This is a genomic window from Herpetosiphonaceae bacterium (assembly GCA_036374795.1).
Taxonomy (GTDB): domain Bacteria; phylum Chloroflexota; class Chloroflexia; order Chloroflexales; family Kallotenuaceae; genus LB3-1.
Genome location: DASUTC010000184.1, coordinates 1 through 14,794 on the forward strand (window position 1 = coordinate 1; position 14,794 = coordinate 14,794).

A 14,794-nucleotide genomic window follows, 5' to 3' on the forward strand; every position below is an offset into this window, starting at 1 on the left:
ATCACCGTCAGCACCACTTGGACCGCGCTGTTGAGGATTACCTTCATCGCATAATCGGGTTCGTTCTTGTAGGCCAATGCGATACCAACAAAATTGGGGGCTGCGTTACTTACAATGGGCACAACGACGACACTGGTAAACGTTGTGGAGAGTCGGAGTACCCCAATCGCCGGTTCTAGGGCTGCTACAAACCAATCAGCGACCAACACGGCTCCACCATTAGCGAGTACTAAAACTGTGCACGCTACCCAGGAGGGCCAGGTTGGACCGAGCATTGTAGATCCTTGGTCCGTTTCTTCAGTTATCGAAAATGGTATGCTCGGAATAAACACGATAAGTAAAACAACAGCTTCAACAATACGCACCACATGTGTGTATGGTGCGCCAGGGGTAGTCAATTGGTGCATGAGGGTTGGAAGAGTGAAGGCGCAGATCGTCAAAAGCGTTAACGCTGCGATGACACGAGGTACCGTAGCATGAAACTGTTGTCGTCCATTCCTGATGCCCCCAAAGAAAAACGCTAGGCCTAAGACAAGCAGACTATTTGCGAGCATTGATCCGATCAGCGATGCCTGGTCGAGACGGTCCAGGCGATCGTCGGCGCGGGGGGCCGCGTGCTCTTTCCGGCCTTCGGCGTGGGCCGCGCCCAGGAGATCGTGCTGATCCTCAAAGCCTTTCGCACCAGCGGCCACCTCCCGCCCGTGCCGATCTCTATCGACGGCATGTGCCGCGCCGTGTGCGATACCTACCAGGCCCAGGTCCACGATCTGCACCCCAAGCTGCAAAACCAGCTCCGCAACGCGCGCCGCCCACTCTTTGCCGATCCGTCGCTGCGGGTCTTCGCGGTGCGCCAGGGAGAGCGGGCCGCGCTGCTGGCCGGATATACGGCGGCGATCGTGGTATCATCGTCGGGGATGCTCAGCGGTAGTCCCGCGCCGCTCTACGCTTGCGCGTTCGCGGCGTATGAGCAGGACGCGATCTGTTTCACCGGCTATCAAGATGAGGAGTCGCCCGGCGCGGCGCTGCTGCGGACGAAGCAGGGCGATACCGTCACGCTCAACGGCGAGTCGGTGACGCTGGCATGCCAGGTGCAGCGCTACAACCTCTCAGCGCATGCGGATGCCGAGCAGATCGTGCATCTGATCACCAACGTCCGCCCGCGTCAGGTTGTGCTGGTGCATGGCGATCCGACGGCCCTCGACGCGCTTGCGGCTCGGCTGCGCGGGTCTGCGGTGGCGATCCCGGCCTGTGGTGAGGTGGTGACGGTGCGGACGGAACGGCGCCGCATGGAAACCAGCGCACCGACTCCCCCGGCGGTGGTGCCTCCTGCGCCGCTAGTCGTGGAGCCACCCACGCCTGCCGCGCTCTACGCGGCGGTGCAGGCGACGGGGGCAGCGCCTCGGCCCTGGATGGCGGTGGAGCTTGGGCAGCACTACTACGGCGCGGCCTATACCCCGGCACTGCGCTCGGTCGTCGAGCAAGCGCTGCTGGGCGCAGACGCCTACTTCCGCCCGCAGCGGCTCGGTGCGCAACGCACGTATATTCCCCGCTTGGCCGCTGAGGTAGCCCAGCGGACGGCGCTGGCCGCCACGCTGGCGACGCTTCAGCCGGGGGCGATCGTGCTGGTGCAGGCGGCGAACGGGCAGGGCGAGCCGCACCTGGCGCTCCTGACCGCGCCGGTCGAGACTACGGTCGAGTTGATCGCCGAGGGGTGGAAAGGGACGACGCACCCGCTCGGCGTCGTGCAGATCGTGCCGGGGATCGACCGCCCGGAGCTACTCACGCACGAACCCACTGAGGTCAAAGCCCGGCTGCGGCAGTGGCGCGAGCAGCTTGCAACCGAGCCGATCGATCCCGTTGCCCTCTGGGATGCCAGGCAGCACCAGCCGCAGACATTTGCGGAGTTGGCGGCGTCCTACGCAACGGCGGATGCGCGTCTCGCGCTCGGCCTGGCGTCGCTCAGCTACGGCCAAATGCTCTGGCAGCGCGCAGGAGTGGTATGGACCCCCCGCGATCGGGCGACGGTCTTAGAGAAGAACCCTGGATTCGCGCACCACCTGCGGCTGGTGCATGCGGCAGGTCAGCGGGTGCACGACGCAGCGGGGAACGTGGGGACGCTGACGGGACGCAGCCGGTGGGGCGCGGTCGAAGTCGCCTGGGGCACCGGGACGACCGACTGGCGGACCAGCCGACGGCTGACGCTCGCAGCAACGATGCATGATCAGGGTGGAGTTGCATCGGCGGATGGTGTCGGCTCTTGATCGTGCGTGGTTCACGAGTAGCAAGCGGGCGCGACGAGTTGGCAGGTCGGCACGGGCGCCATAGCGTCGGTGGGACGCGCGGCCTGCCTCCAGAGGCTGCTGACACGATGACTATGCGGATCAGATGGGAGGAGGTATGCCACGACAGCGGCTGACGCTAGCCCCGCTGGATGAACTGCGGCTCCGAGCGATGGGCACGGAAGGCCAGGAACCGCTGCGCAGTGCGGGCGATGGAGCGCTGGTCCGGCTGCCCGATGGCACGCTCGGCGTGGTCGCCACCTTTGGGCAAGTGACGCAGCAGCTGCAGGTGTTGACCAGACCGAGCCATTAAGAACTTGCCATATATCTGTCGATTGAATGGCAGGAACACCCCCTACGTCATGCTCCATGAACCCACGTTTTGGCATGTCATCGGGCGGATCTGCCCCACAACAGAGCTGATTCACGACGAAACATGGATACAAACGCATGAATCAGGAAAAATCACCGGTCATCTCATGGACAGCTATACGTAAACAATCATACGGCTCGGTGTGGTGTTGACGGACCAGGGGACCGTGCTCGTGGATGGCGATCAGGTGGTGCAGGTGCTGGCCTATCCGGTGCTGGCGGCCAAGCTCCTCATCCAGTTGGCCCGAACCGTCACCGCGCTGGACCAGACCGATCACACCTGACGCTGCAACGAGATGCAGCCGACCCAGCCCGTGCCGCACGACTCCAGGGTATCAGCACCGCGCCCCCACGGTTGAAAGCGGCGCATCGTCAGCGCACGCTCGCCCCTGAAGTGTGGTCAAACCCTTCCCTGCGGTAATCGGATCGTTCTGCTCCCGAACGGCCCAGGGTGTAGCCTGGTGCTCGGGATGGCCCCCGCGTCCCCATCGTGCCCCGCATGCGCCCTCCCCCGTTGCTCCCTGACCATCCCTCCGCACCGACCGCACGTCGATGCAAAGGAGGCTGATATGAGAACGTTCTTCCTGTCCCACGCCCGATCCCTGGTGATTTTGCTCCTGCTCCTGCTGCCGACCCTCGCCGCTGGGCAGACTCTACCACCTCCCATCACGATGACGGACCTCGGCACCTTGGGGGGCACCTATGGCGAGGCCACGGCGATTAACCATCAGGGGGATGTCGTCGGCATCAGCAACACCGCAACCGGTGGACCGTATGGGTTCGTGTGGCAGAACGGGCTGATGACCAACCTCGGCAGTTGGACCCTCCCCGCGGCGATCAACAACCAGGGCCAAGTCGTCGGGTGGCGTGACGGTAACGGCTTTCTGTGGCAGAACGGGGTGATGACTGACCTCGGCACCCTGGGAAGCGGCAGCCACGCCAACGCGATCAATAATCAGGGCCAGGTCGTCGGCTGGAACATCATGTCACCGGGCGTCTGGTGGAACCGCCGCGCCTTCGTGTGGCAGAACGGGGTCATGCAGGATCTGGGCAGCCTCACCTCTAGTGGTGGAATCACCTACGCCATGGCGATCAACGACAACGGCCAGGTGGTGGGAACGAGCGATGCACCAGGCGGGTACCACGGCTTCCTCTGGCAGAACGGGGTGATGACCGATCTCGGCGACCTGGGGGGCGGCGGCAGTTCCGCCGTGGCGATCAACAATCAGGGCCAGGTCGTCGGCAACAGCTACGCGGCACCCCTGGAAACCCATGCCTTCGTGTGGCAGAACGGGGTGATGACCGACCTCGGGACACTGGGGGGGGCTGGGAGTGACGCCTCCGCGATCAATGACCACGGTCAAGTCATCGGCACCAGTTACACGGCGAACGGTGACAGACACAGCTTCCTGTGGCAGAACGGGGTGATGACCGACCTGGGTACCTTGGGCGGCAATGAGAGCCATGCCACGGCGATCAACAGGCAGGGCCAAGTGGTGGGCTACAGCGACACGGCAAACGGCGAGCGACATGCCTTCCTCTGGCACAATGGGGTGATGACGGACCTCGGAACCTTGGGCGGCAATTGGAGTTACGCCGTGGCGATCAACGAGCAGCGGCAGATCGTAGGTGGTAGCCTAACCACCAGCGGCGAACGACATGCCGTGCTGTGGACGCTGACACCGCCCACGCCAGCCGCGCAGGTTCACGCGCTCAAGACCGACGTGCAGCAGTTCGTCGCATCCGGGGTGCTCAACCAGGGCCAGGGGAACGCGCTCACGGTCAAGCTCGATGCGGCGCTGCGGAGCCTGGAGCGCGGCCAGCCAAAGGTGGCGGCGAACCAACTGGATGCCTTTGTGCATCACGTGGAAGCATTCCAGCGAAGTGGGGTGCTCTCGGCGGCCCAGGCGCAACCGCTCGTGGCGCAGGCGAACGCCATCATTCGACAGCTCCACCGGTAGGCGCGCCCCCGGTACCAATCGTGCGTCGCCCAACCTGGTATGCTTGGGCGACACACCGTGCATAGCCAGGATTCTCGCAGATCGCCATCAGGCAGCGGCCTCGCGCTCAATCTCCGGCTGCGCCTCGGCGGGGAGCGGCAGCCGGATGGTAGAGCCGCTGGCCCGCGCCCACCAGCGGTCAATCTCCGGCAGGCCGTACCCGTCGTGCAAGATGATCTCGGTATCCCGCTCCGGCGTCCGCGCGTAGCAGATCCGTAGCTTGACGGTGGTGTACGGTGGGTCGGTCGTCGGCATCGTCACGAACCGCTCCGCGCTGCGACGGCCTTTGACCATCACCTTTTGCTCGCGCTGGTGCGGCTGGTCGTTCCAAACGAAGTGAACATACGCATCTTTGTGCGTGCGCAGCAGGGTGTGCAGGTCGTAGGGCCGGACCCGGACGCGCACGTTGCCGCCGTCGATAACGACGACGTGCAACCAACGGCTCGTCTGATAGTGCTTTTCAAAGGCGTTCTTGGTGTACCAGCGCCCGAACTCTAGCGGACTGCGGCGGATCGGCTTCGTTTGCACGGTCGTCGGCGTGCGCTCCTGTGGCTGGTCGCTCTGGTGCATGCTGCTCCTCCAGACGATGGATCGAGCGCAGGACGCGCGCCCGATCGCGCGGTTTCTTTAGACGGCGTGGGTGAGTTCGGGGGCCAGCGCAAGCGGCATGCGCTCGGCGGGCAGCAGCGCAAGCTGCTCGATGGCGGCGCTCGCTCGGTCGCGGCGCTGGCGGTCGAGCGTGCGGCGCTGGTCGATCGCGTCGTCCACGTCGGCCTGGAAGCGATCGACCTCGGCCTGGGCGTGCCGCCACAGCATGAGCGCTTCCGTGTAGGCGGCATCCTCCACAGGTGCCAGCAGCAAGGCCCGGCTCCGATCCTCCGCGTTGGCTCCGAGGTTTTCGCGCCACCTGCGGCCTCGATGATGCGCTGCTCGGCCTGGGCTTTGATCAACTCGTAGTGATCCTGGGCGGCGGCTTCCCGGCGTTCCTGGGCGTCGGGCGCTGCTGTCGTGGGAGCGTCGGGATTGCCCGCCAGGGCCGAGGCCGGGCAGCGACCGTACAGGCGACGGGGCACGCCGTGGGCACCGGGCGCAACGGCGCGCAGGGTCGCGCCAGCGATCGAGACCGTTGCGTCTGGTAGCGGGCGTGCGAGCCTGGGACGGCGGTCGCCTGCCACGCCGGTCCCTGGCGGGTGGGGTGGGATGACGTGCGTGTGAAGCAGATGCACCGCTCTGCCGACGGCTCGGCCCAGGCGCGAGCTATGAGCGCGGGGCAGCGCACGTCCTGCCTAGGATGTGCATCGGCTCATGCCGGTGGTTGGGGTGAACCGGCATGCTGACGCGCTGGCCGCGTCGTGATGCCGGGATCGTTGAGCGATGCGGGCAGTTCGTGGGGTGCTCAGTCAGCCGCTATGCGTCGGTATCCGAGCACCCAGAGTCTTGGTGTCTGGACTCGGCGCAGGTATCAGACGCACGACGCTTGACATGCCCCGGCCCGGTGCTGGTCGCGGCTCCACCGACCTGCCTACCTCGCCCATGCTTACATCGTGGGCGGCACCAGCGGCACGATCGTGATCAGGTGCGCGTAGGGCGCAAAATCCGCCGTGTTGTGCGTGAGCAGGTGGGCGACGCCGCCGGCCTGCATCGTCGCCACGATGTTGGCGTCATGCACGCGCCGCTGCGCGGTGGGCGTGGTTGCCAGCACCTGGATGAGCTGATCGACGACGCTCGCGGTTTCCTCCACCATCCGGCAGCGGGCGCGAATCAAGGCAATGTTGGCGAGGATGTCGGCCAGCACCGGGGCGGCCTGTACGACCCCGGGCCGCGTCGCGACGGCGATGTATTCGCGCAGCACCTGCGGGCTGGTCACGAGCGTGCTACCCGCCGTGTGGAACTGCTGGAGCGTCTGGGTCGCTAACGTGTGCCACAGAGACTGCGGATTGGTGGCGTAGAGCCAGATGTTGGTGTCGATAAACAGCTCACCGGGCGTCGTCGCCATACACCTCCTCGCGGCGGAAGGTGGCATCCGGCGGCCAGGTGGGGAGCGGAATCGGTCGAAGCGCAAGCGGGGTGGTGTCCAGCAGTGCCTCCTCGATCACGATCACCACGCGATGGGGACCGGGCGTAACCGTCGGTGGCACAGCGACCACTAAGGTGCCATCGGGCGTGACGGTGGCGGTTGTCTCAATCGTCTGCATCGCGATCCCCCTAGAGCGCGTGGCGCGCCCTGCTTGGCGGCAGGTCTGGATATCCTCTGATGAGGAGTATGGCAGAATGGTGGGATGGTGTCAAGCGCTGCCGAGGGTGGCCCCGCGCTGCCGACGGCTCGGCCCAGGCGGCAAGCTGATTCGGCACATCCCGAAATATATCTTAGGACGGCTCACCGATGAGGCCAAGACGGGTCTCCAAGAAGGGCGCAGCGTCGGCGACACGTCGGTCAAGGCGACCCAGGTAGTCGAACAACCAGCGATTGAGACGGCGGAGTTTGCCGTTGCGCTATCCACCACTACCCCATCCAAGCGACCCTCGTTCCACCTCCACCACAGGTGATGGGGTGCGACACGAGCAAACGTGATCTTGCTGAACCGCTCCTCTATTCAAAGCCAACCAATCGGATGCATGGGGCGCGCGTACGATTCGTGCAAGAACGTGTACTGGCGCTTGGGTATGCCCTGCCGAACGATGGGGCGGATGGCTGGTTTAGACCAGAGGCCGAGCGTGCGGTAAAAGCATTTCAGCAACAGAATGGCCTGGATGTTGATGGGGTGGTCGGTCCGTTTACCTGGGCCTGCATCAAAGATCCGAAGGCCGCCAGACATCCAACGAACTGAGGATCACGCCTCCACGGTGAACCCGGATATAGCTCTAGGATAGCGGATCTGCGCGTCGAGCTGCTGCCCAATGCGGCGCTGGAAGCGCCGCCGCTAGGCGGCCCTAACCTGTGGACACTTTTCATACGCATCGTGCATGAGCTTAAGGATGTTGGCAAGGAACAGTTCACGGCCAAGTGAAACGGCCTGCATCGTGTCTGCCGCAAGCTCCAGGCTCATGCCTGCCGGAATCAGGTCAAGCTTCGGTGCCATCCTGTTTGGAAGCGGTGGGAGTCCCGGGACGTGGGTGAGCACCTGCCCGATCCGTGGCTCCGCCTGGCGGATCATATCCTCGAACAGGTGCGAGATGTCGAAGCCTCGCTCGATGGGCAGCCCAAACCCCGCCGTGCAGTTCGCCTGGGGATCGAGGTCTACCACGAGGACGCGGCGACCAGCAAGGGCGAGCGCCGTTGATAGATTGATGGCGGTGGTGGTTTTCCCAACGCCACCCTTTTGGCACGCGATAGCAATTGTGTGAGCCACGTCTCGCCCTCCTTTGGTCGGCGTACTGGTGATCAGGGTCCACTCCGCCACGATGGTTGCTCAGTGCAGATTATAGTACAGGATCTGGCGCGCGGAAGACACCCCACCTGGCCGTGCTGCGCGCGAGATGCGCGTCCAGGGAATGGCGCTTCCGCTGCCCTCCGGTGGTTGGCAGGTATTCTGGCAGGTGGTTCCCCGCTGCGGCGGCACGCGTTCAAATGCTTCGACCTGGTCGTATGCTACACTGCACCCATTCCGGCAGGAGGGGATTGGTCGTGCTGGTGGCGACCTTGGGGGGCACACTGACCATGACCGCGTACATCGGGACATCGGGCTGGAGCTATGATCACTGGCACGGGGTGCTCTATCCGCCTGGGGTGCCGCAGCGCGAGCGGCTCGCCTACTATGTACAGCACTACCAAACGGTCGAGGTCAATAGCACCTTCTATCAGTGGCCGGCGGATCATGTCTTCGCGAGCTGGTATCGGCGGGTGCCGCACACCTTCTGCCTGTCGGTGAAAGCGCCGCGTGGGCTGACGCATGGCAGGCGGCTCTACGCGCCCGAAGCCTGGCTGCTCCGCATCAACCGTAGTCTCCGCTTCCTGGGACACAAGCGTGGCGTGTTGCTTGTGCAGACCCCACCCGATCTGGCGTATGATCACGCCCGCCTCGCTTATTTTCTCGAGCAACTGCCGCCTGGCCTCCAGGTAGCACTCGAATTCCGGCACGTGAGCTGGCATCATGAGGCGGTGTTCGACCTGCTTGAGCAATGGGGTGCAGCATATTGTGTGATGAGTGGTGCCGGGCTGCCCTGTATCCTGCGGGCGACGGCATTCTGTGTGTACGTTCGGCTGCATGGGCCGGACCGTGATCGCCTGTACACCGGCTCGTACACGGATGACGATCTGCGCTGGTGGGCGGAACGGCTGCGCGAATGGATGGGGCAAGGTCGTTCCGTGTTTGTGTACTTCAACAATGATGGCTATGGCCATGCCGTTCACAATGCACGCACGCTCCACAACCTGCTCAACGGTTGAGATCACGATCGGTGAGGACAAAGGTGCCTCCCGATGAGGGTAGGACGACCAGGCGCATCGGTATGGGCGCACGCTCCGCGATGGGTAGCTCCTGGAGCAGCCACCCGTTTTCCGGCTGCTGATCATCACGCCGGATCGCGATCTGTTGCTCACGGAGGGACTGCGCGAGGATTTGGCGCAGCTGGAGACGACGCAGCTGCTGTAGGAGATGCAGGATGCCGAGGGATCGGCAATTGGTGCTGGTGAAGTGAGTGATCACGTGCGTGTGAAGGTGTGCGGCCCTTGACTTCTGCTGCTCAGTGGAAGCGCGTCCAGTGAGGGAAGGGTGGGGCATGGGCAAAGATGGTGATGTTCGGGCCGCGTGAGCGATCGTGTAGAGCGCCTCATCTGGCTCAGTGCGCTGGGTAGAACAGGGGTTCCGTTCCGGGGGTAGGCGCAGTTTACGCCCATACGGGCGCATCCTGCCGCGCGTGCCGCACCCAAAGGAGCCACTCGATCACCCAGCGCCACTCACCGCCTGGCAACTCGATTTTAAGGATGCCTCGACCGTTCCTGCTGACCCGGATGGCCAACGCCAGCATGTCGTTGAAATCCTCAACCCCGTGGATAGTGGTACGTCGATCCTGCGCGCGGCCCAGGTGCGCAGCGACTTCGTCGCCGAGACGACGCTCGAAGCGGTCGCGCAGCTCGTGCACGACCATGGCCTCCCCCAGCAGGTCACCGTTGACCGCGATCCGCGCTTTGTCGGTAGCGCTGCCCAGCGCGATTTCCCCTCGGCCTTTCTGCGCTGCTGGCTCTGTCGCGGGGTCCAGGTGGAGGGCTGTCTGCCGCACCACCCCCAGCAGCATGGCTTTGTCGAACGCTATCACCGCACCCTGAAGCAGGAATGTTTACCGGTCGATCAGCCCCAGACGGAAGATCCGGTCCGCACGATCACCAGCCACTTCCAGCGCTTCTATACTGAAGCGCGCCCGCACCAGGGGCTAAGCTGCCAGAATCAGCCCCCACGCAGTGCCTTTCCCACACTGCCGACCTTGCCCGCCGTGCCAGCGGAGATCGACCCGGATCGGTGGCGCACGGCGCTGCATGGTCGCTCCTCCACCCGCCGCGTGAATGCCAACGGCACGGTGTCGGTGGCCGAGACACCCTATTATATCCGCCAGACGCTCCGGGGGCAGGATGTCCGGCTCGAAATCGATGCGGCCGCAGGGGAATTTGTGGTCTATCACCAGCAGCAGGCGATCAAACGGCTGCCGGTCAGAGGTCTCGTGGGCCAGCGTCTGGCCTTTAGCCCGTGGATGGAGCAGTTGGTGCAGGAGGCACGGCGGGATGAACGCCGTCGGTGGCAGGACCGCCGACGCAGACAGGCGGGGACGTCACCAGCAGACACGAGGTGCTGAAGCCGGGCGAGAGCCGATGTGAGAAACCCATACAGGTGTTGGTGCTCATAGGTGCGTGTCTCCCTCGATGGTCGTGGGCGTGGGGGGAGCGCCCAACGGCTGCGATTAGAAGGGCATGGCGTCGTCGTTGCCGGCGAGGAATGCGGCACGGTCCCAGGACTCGCCATAGACCAGGACAAAGTCGAGATCGTCGGTGGCCAGGCGCAGGGCGTTGCTGTAGGTCAAGCCTTCGGCGGCGCAGAGTTCGAGGGCGAGGGAGTGGACTTCGGCGATGGTGATCTCAGCGGCAAGGCTGGTCGGGGGATTGAATGCGGGCGCGTGGGGTGGTACAATCGTGGGAGTCAACATGACGGCGACCTCCGTTGTGTTGGATATGGCTCGTACAGTGGGATCAACACTGTGCGGGCCTTTGTTTTTTGGTACTGGTAGTATAGCAGAAATGAGAGGAGCTGTCAAGTGTTTCCGTGCGTTCTCGCTGAAATTCGTTGACGGTTACTTGTGGTTATATTGATGTAAATAGACATAATCGTACAATGGAAAACGAGTAGATCGTGACGGTAACTATTTACACTCTCCTGCTGTCTCCTCGTCGGTCGGGCGGCGTTTCCCGGCTGTCCTGGGCGGCGGGCGCTGCTCTGGTGGTTGGGCCGGGGCTTCCCGCCAGGGCCGGGGTCGGGCAGCGACCCTACCGGCGACGAGTCACGCCTGCGGGCATCGCCGTCAACGGCGCGCAGCGTCGCGTCAGCGATCACGACCGTTGACGGTGGTAGCAGGTGTGCAAGCCTGGATTGGCGGTCGCCTGCCACGCCGGTCCCTGGCGGGCGTGGTACGACTCGCACCATCTGGTCCCCCCCTGCTGTCAGTTGCGGAGATCTGCCCCTGACCGTACTGACATCCCCTGATGCGGTTTCGGATCCCAAAAGTGTTCAAGTTAAGATATAGTTGAGGGATACTTGCTCGGTCGGTGTCCATTCGACGACCGACCTCCTCAATTCGTGCGAGGAGGTCGGTCGTGATCTCAGCGATCCCCCACGCTGTCCCGCATGTCGGCACCGACTGCGTGTATCACTCGTGCATTCGGGAGAAGGTGCTATGGCAGACCATCGCGAGAACGAGTCCCTGGGATCGTGGATCCGCCGGCGGCGCAAAGCGCTGGATCTGACCCAAGCCGTCCTCGCCCAGCGGGTGGGCTGCGCCGAAGTCACGATCCGCAAACTGGAAGCGGAGGTGACGCGACCCTCGCGGCAAATTGCCGAGCGCCTAGCGACCTGTCTAGAGGTCCCCGCGGACGCGCATGCGCACTTCCTCCAGGTCGCTCGTGGCGAGCGCAGCGTCGATGATTTACCCCCGGCCCGCATGGACAGGACGATAACGCCATCCGCCAGCGCGGACGTGCCGGTTGAACACATTCCGCTCGATGTGGTGCCGCTGCCTGCGCCGCTGCCCTCCGGCTCACGGATGCCCTTGCGCCGCAATCCGCTGTTCGTGGGGCGGGACGGCGCTCTCCGCCAGTTGGCCCGCGCTCTAACCATGAGCGGGACCGCGGCGATTGGTCAGATCGAGATTGCTGCCGCCACTGGCTTAGGCGGCATTGGCAAGACGCAACTGGCCTGTGAGTTTGTCCATCGCTATGGACCGTTCTTTGCGGGCGGCGTGTTCTGGCTCAGCTTCGCCGATCCCGCTGCGGTCCCCGCCGAAGTAGCCGCCTGTGGGGGCGCAGAGGGGATGCAACTCAGCGCAGACTTTGGCACGCTGTCCCTCGATACGCAGGTCCAGCAGGTTCTCACAGCGTGGGCCAGTTCCACTCCGCGCCTCCTCGTCTTCGACAACTGCGAGGACGAGGTGCTGTTGGAGCAGTGGCGGCCCGCCCACGGTGGGTGCCGCGTGCTGCTCACCAGTCGCCGTCATCACTGGGACGCGGCGCTCGGCGTGCAGCCACTCCCCCTCGACGTGCTGCACCGTGCCGAGAGTGTCGCGCTGCTCTGTCAATTCCGCCCCGACCTGTCCGATGCCGACGCCGACCTCAGTGCGATTGCTGACGCGCTGGGCGATCTGCCGCTGGCGCTCCATCTGGCGGGCAGCTTCCTCGCCAAGTATCGCCATGCGCTCACGCCCGCGCAGTATCTCGCGCGCCTCCACGCCCCGACACTCCTCGACGATCGCTCGTTGCAGGCGGCGGGCCTCTCGCCGACGCAGCATGTGCAGCATGTCGCCCGCACCTTTGCGCAGAGCTATGCGCGGCTTGATCCCGCCGATCCCACCGATGCCATCGCCCGGATGCTGCTGGCGCGGGCCGCCTACGTTGCCCCAGGGGAGCCGATACCGCGCTGGTTCCTATTGCACACGCTGACCTCGACGGATGATCCCGATGCGCTACTCCACGTAGAGGACGCGCTGACGCGATTACTTGATCTCGGGTTGCTCGAAACCCACCATACGGATGCTCTCCGGCTCCATCGGCTGCTGGTCGCCTTTGTGCGTGCTGTTGACCACGATACAGCAGCGCGGCGCGCCGTGCAAGCGACCATGCTCCAGGTCGTCGCTGATCGGAACCAGGCAGGCAATCCCTGGTCCTTGATGGCGCTCCAGCAGCACCTCCGCTTCATCGCAGCTGAGCCGCAAGAGGAGGATGTCTTTGCCGCAGGATTATATAGTGCGCTTGGCAGGTATATCGGGCTACGCGGTGCCTATGCCGAAGCACGGCGCTATATCGAGCGTGCGGTCGTGATCCAAGAACAACTCCTGGGCAGGGAGCATCCAGACACGGCACAGAGCCTGAGGAACCTGGGCGAGATCCTCTGGCGGCAAGGAGCGTATGGCGAAGCACGGCGCTGTGCAGAGCAGGCCATAGCGATCCAAGAGCAGGTGTTAGGCAGGGAACATGTAGACACCGCACAGAGCCTGTACACGCTTGGGTGGATACACTGGTATGAAGGAGCGTATAGCGAAGCACGGCGCTGCGCAGAGCAGGCCGTAACGATTCAGGAGCGGGTCCTGGGCAACGAGCATCCAGCGATCGCACAGAGCCTGGCCTGCCTAGGCGTGGTCTTAGAAGCCCAGGGACAGTACGCGGAAGCACAGCACTACCTCAGGCGAGCCTTGGTGATTCAAGAGCGGGTCCTGGGCATGGAACATCCCAACACGGCACAAACGCTGATTAGCATGGGCGGCGTAGCGACTTCGCAAGGGGACTATGGACAGGCAGCGCACTGTTTGAAGCGAGCCTTGGAGATTCATCAGTGCGTGTTAGGCACCGACCATCCAGCCACAGCACTCACCCTGATCTGCTTGGGGAACTTGCAGTACGCACAAGCCCAGTATGCAGATGCCCACAGGTGTTACGAGCAGTCCTTGGCGATTCGCCAGCGGGTGTTGGGGGGCAATCATCCACTCATCGCCGAGAGCCTGACTAAGCTGGGCATGGTACTGGAGGCGAAGGGGCGATATGCGGAAGCTCAAGACTACTATGAGCAGGCATTGGTTTTGTTCCAGCAGGTATTGGGAGTAGACCATCCTTATACCGCCTCAAGTCTCAACAACCTGGGCAGTGTATTCGAGTCCCAAAAGCGATATGCGGAAGCCCAAGCCTACTATGAGCAAGGCTTGGCGATTATGGAGCGGGTGCTGGGACGGAACCATCCTTATACCGCCTCAAGTCTCAACAACCTGGGCAGCGTATTCGAGTCCCAAAAGCGATATGCGGAAGCCCAAGACTACTATGAGCAAGCATTAGCTATCCGGCAGTGCGTGCTGGGAATCGATCATTCGGACACCATGAGAAGTCTGCGCACCTTAGGGACACTATTGCACGCGCAGGGGAATGAGACGCAAGCGCGGTACTATCTTGAGCAGGCGTTGGCAGTCTTTGAGCAGCGACTCGGCTCGCAGCATCCAGACACGGAATAGACTCGTCAGCGCCTCGCCGCACTCGCTGCCGATCCTCCCTCCGCCGAGCGGGGATGGTAAGCCGCAAACCGCAGCGCGGACAACGTGGTGGGCGGTCGGCGTTGCTCCCGGCGTCCTGTAGGATGGGGCATGGTCTCCGTGGTCGGGGCGACAGTGATCTCGCCAGTCCTGGGGCTGGGACCAGGGTGGGCCTCGACCGGCGCAAGCGCCGGGTGCGTGTGAAGGAAAGGCACCGCTCTGCCGATGGCTCCGCCCATGCGCGACGGCTGGCAGCGCGGGGCATGGCACGTCCGGCAAGGAGGTGCTTCGGCTCCTGCGGGTGGTTGGGATGGGCAGGGGCGTGAGGCTGAGGTCACGCAGCGTGACGCCGGGATCGCTGAGAACTGGGTGCCGCTTCTGTTGGTGGAACGAAACTTAACCCTTGCTCCCTAGAGGAAGTAATATCATTTG

Annotated in this window: 16 protein-coding genes; 9 read left to right on the forward strand and 7 right to left on the reverse strand. The window is 63.9% G+C overall.

Annotated features, from left to right (window positions below; translation table 11 throughout):
• Positions 1–206: hypothetical protein (locus VFZ66_13440; protein ID HEX6290191.1), on the reverse strand; the 206-nt coding region annotated here is incomplete at its 3' end.
• Positions 207–614: 408 nt separating this feature from the next.
• Here VFZ66_13440 and VFZ66_13445 point away from each other — a divergent pair.
• The 4 genes from VFZ66_13445 (at position 615) to VFZ66_13460 (ending at position 4,612) form a co-directional block, all read left to right on the forward strand.
• A complete protein-coding gene (locus VFZ66_13445; protein HEX6290192.1) occupies positions 615–2,261 on the forward strand; it encodes an MBL fold metallo-hydrolase in 1,647 nt (548 codons plus the stop codon).
• Between the two features lie 136 nt (positions 2,262–2,397).
• Positions 2,398–2,592, forward strand: coding sequence for a hypothetical protein (locus VFZ66_13450; GenBank protein ID HEX6290193.1), 195 nt, complete (start codon positions 2,398–2,400; stop codon positions 2,590–2,592).
• Between the two features lie 205 nt (positions 2,593–2,797).
• Positions 2,798–2,935 carry a hypothetical protein gene (locus VFZ66_13455; GenBank protein HEX6290194.1) on the forward strand — a complete coding sequence of 46 codons (138 nt, stop codon included), beginning with the start codon at positions 2,798–2,800 and terminating at the stop codon, positions 2,933–2,935.
• A gap of 285 nt (positions 2,936–3,220) precedes the next feature.
• Positions 3,221–4,612, forward strand: a complete 1,392-nt coding sequence (locus VFZ66_13460) for a hypothetical protein (protein ID HEX6290195.1) — start codon at positions 3,221–3,223, stop codon at positions 4,610–4,612.
• A gap of 87 nt (positions 4,613–4,699) precedes the next feature.
• Here the strand turns inward: VFZ66_13460 and VFZ66_13465 are convergent, their stop codons facing one another.
• Both VFZ66_13465 and VFZ66_13470 read right to left on the reverse strand, forming a co-directional pair.
• Positions 4,700–5,221 carry a hypothetical protein gene (locus tag VFZ66_13465; protein ID HEX6290196.1) on the reverse strand — a complete coding sequence of 174 codons (522 nt, stop codon included), beginning with the start codon at positions 5,219–5,221 and terminating at the stop codon, positions 4,700–4,702.
• 57 nt (positions 5,222–5,278) lie between these two features.
• Positions 5,279–5,512, reverse strand: coding sequence for a hypothetical protein (locus VFZ66_13470; protein ID HEX6290197.1), 234 nt, complete (start codon positions 5,510–5,512; stop codon positions 5,279–5,281).
• Here VFZ66_13470 and VFZ66_13475 point away from each other — a divergent pair.
• Entirely contained in the window at positions 5,500–5,790 is a 291-nt protein-coding gene (locus tag VFZ66_13475) for a hypothetical protein (protein ID HEX6290198.1), read from the forward strand. The genes VFZ66_13470 and VFZ66_13475 overlap by 13 nt on opposite strands.
• Before the next feature lie 398 nt (positions 5,791–6,188).
• On the opposite strand, the gene VFZ66_13480 is transcribed toward VFZ66_13475, so the two are convergent.
• From VFZ66_13480 to VFZ66_13490, 3 genes are all read right to left on the reverse strand, one after another.
• Entirely contained in the window at positions 6,189–6,647 is a 459-nt protein-coding gene (locus VFZ66_13480; protein ID HEX6290199.1) for a type II toxin-antitoxin system VapC family toxin, read from the reverse strand.
• Entirely contained in the window at positions 6,628–6,846 is a 219-nt protein-coding gene (locus tag VFZ66_13485) for a hypothetical protein (GenBank protein ID HEX6290200.1), read from the reverse strand. The genes VFZ66_13480 and VFZ66_13485 overlap by 20 nt, the downstream gene beginning before the upstream one ends.
• 726 nt (positions 6,847–7,572) lie before the next feature.
• A complete protein-coding gene (locus tag VFZ66_13490) occupies positions 7,573–8,001 on the reverse strand; it encodes a ParA family protein (protein ID HEX6290201.1) in 429 nt (142 codons plus the stop codon).
• Between the two features lie 275 nt (positions 8,002–8,276).
• Here VFZ66_13490 and VFZ66_13495 point away from each other — a divergent pair, with 275 nt between their 5' ends.
• Both VFZ66_13495 and VFZ66_13500 read left to right on the forward strand, forming a co-directional pair.
• Positions 8,277–9,038, forward strand: coding sequence for a DUF72 domain-containing protein (locus VFZ66_13495; GenBank protein HEX6290202.1), 762 nt, complete (start codon positions 8,277–8,279; stop codon positions 9,036–9,038).
• A gap of 602 nt (positions 9,039–9,640) precedes the next feature.
• Complete coding sequence (locus VFZ66_13500) at positions 9,641–10,438, forward strand: integrase core domain-containing protein (protein HEX6290203.1); 798 nt, start codon at positions 9,641–9,643, stop codon at positions 10,436–10,438.
• Between the two features lie 105 nt (positions 10,439–10,543).
• Here VFZ66_13500 and VFZ66_13505 read toward each other — a convergent pair whose 3' ends face one another.
• A complete protein-coding gene (locus VFZ66_13505) occupies positions 10,544–10,786 on the reverse strand; it encodes a hypothetical protein (protein ID HEX6290204.1) in 243 nt (80 codons plus the stop codon).
• A 203-nt stretch (positions 10,787–10,989) separates the two neighbouring features.
• Between VFZ66_13505 and VFZ66_13510 the strand changes: the two genes are divergently transcribed.
• On the forward strand, positions 10,990–11,199 hold the full coding sequence (locus VFZ66_13510; protein ID HEX6290205.1) for a hypothetical protein: 210 nt from the start codon (positions 10,990–10,992) through the stop codon (positions 11,197–11,199).
• A 331-nt stretch (positions 11,200–11,530) separates the two neighbouring features.
• A complete protein-coding gene (gene fxsT, locus VFZ66_13515; protein HEX6290206.1) occupies positions 11,531–14,344 on the forward strand; it encodes an FxSxx-COOH system tetratricopeptide repeat protein in 2,814 nt (937 codons plus the stop codon).
• Positions 14,345–14,794 lie beyond the last annotated feature (450 nt).

What these genes read in the sequence shown, in the direction of transcription:
- fxsT (HEX6290206.1), top strand. Translation starts at nt 11,531, where the DNA reads ATGGCAGACCATCGCGAGAACGAGTCCCTGGGATCGTGGATCCGCCGG.
- VFZ66_13480 (HEX6290199.1), bottom strand. Translation starts at nt 6,647, where the DNA reads ATGGCGACGACGCCCGGTGAGCTGTTTATCGACACCAACATCTGGCTC.
- VFZ66_13450 (HEX6290193.1), top strand. Translation starts at nt 2,398, where the DNA reads ATGCCACGACAGCGGCTGACGCTAGCCCCGCTGGATGAACTGCGGCTC.
- VFZ66_13485 (HEX6290200.1), bottom strand. Translation starts at nt 6,846, where the DNA reads ATGCAGACGATTGAGACAACCGCCACCGTCACGCCCGATGGCACCTTA.
- VFZ66_13505 (HEX6290204.1), bottom strand. Translation starts at nt 10,786, where the DNA reads ATGTTGACTCCCACGATTGTACCACCCCACGCGCCCGCATTCAATCCC.
- VFZ66_13460 (HEX6290195.1), top strand. Translation starts at nt 3,221, where the DNA reads ATGAGAACGTTCTTCCTGTCCCACGCCCGATCCCTGGTGATTTTGCTC.
- VFZ66_13465 (HEX6290196.1), bottom strand. Translation starts at nt 5,221, where the DNA reads ATGCACCAGAGCGACCAGCCACAGGAGCGCACGCCGACGACCGTGCAA.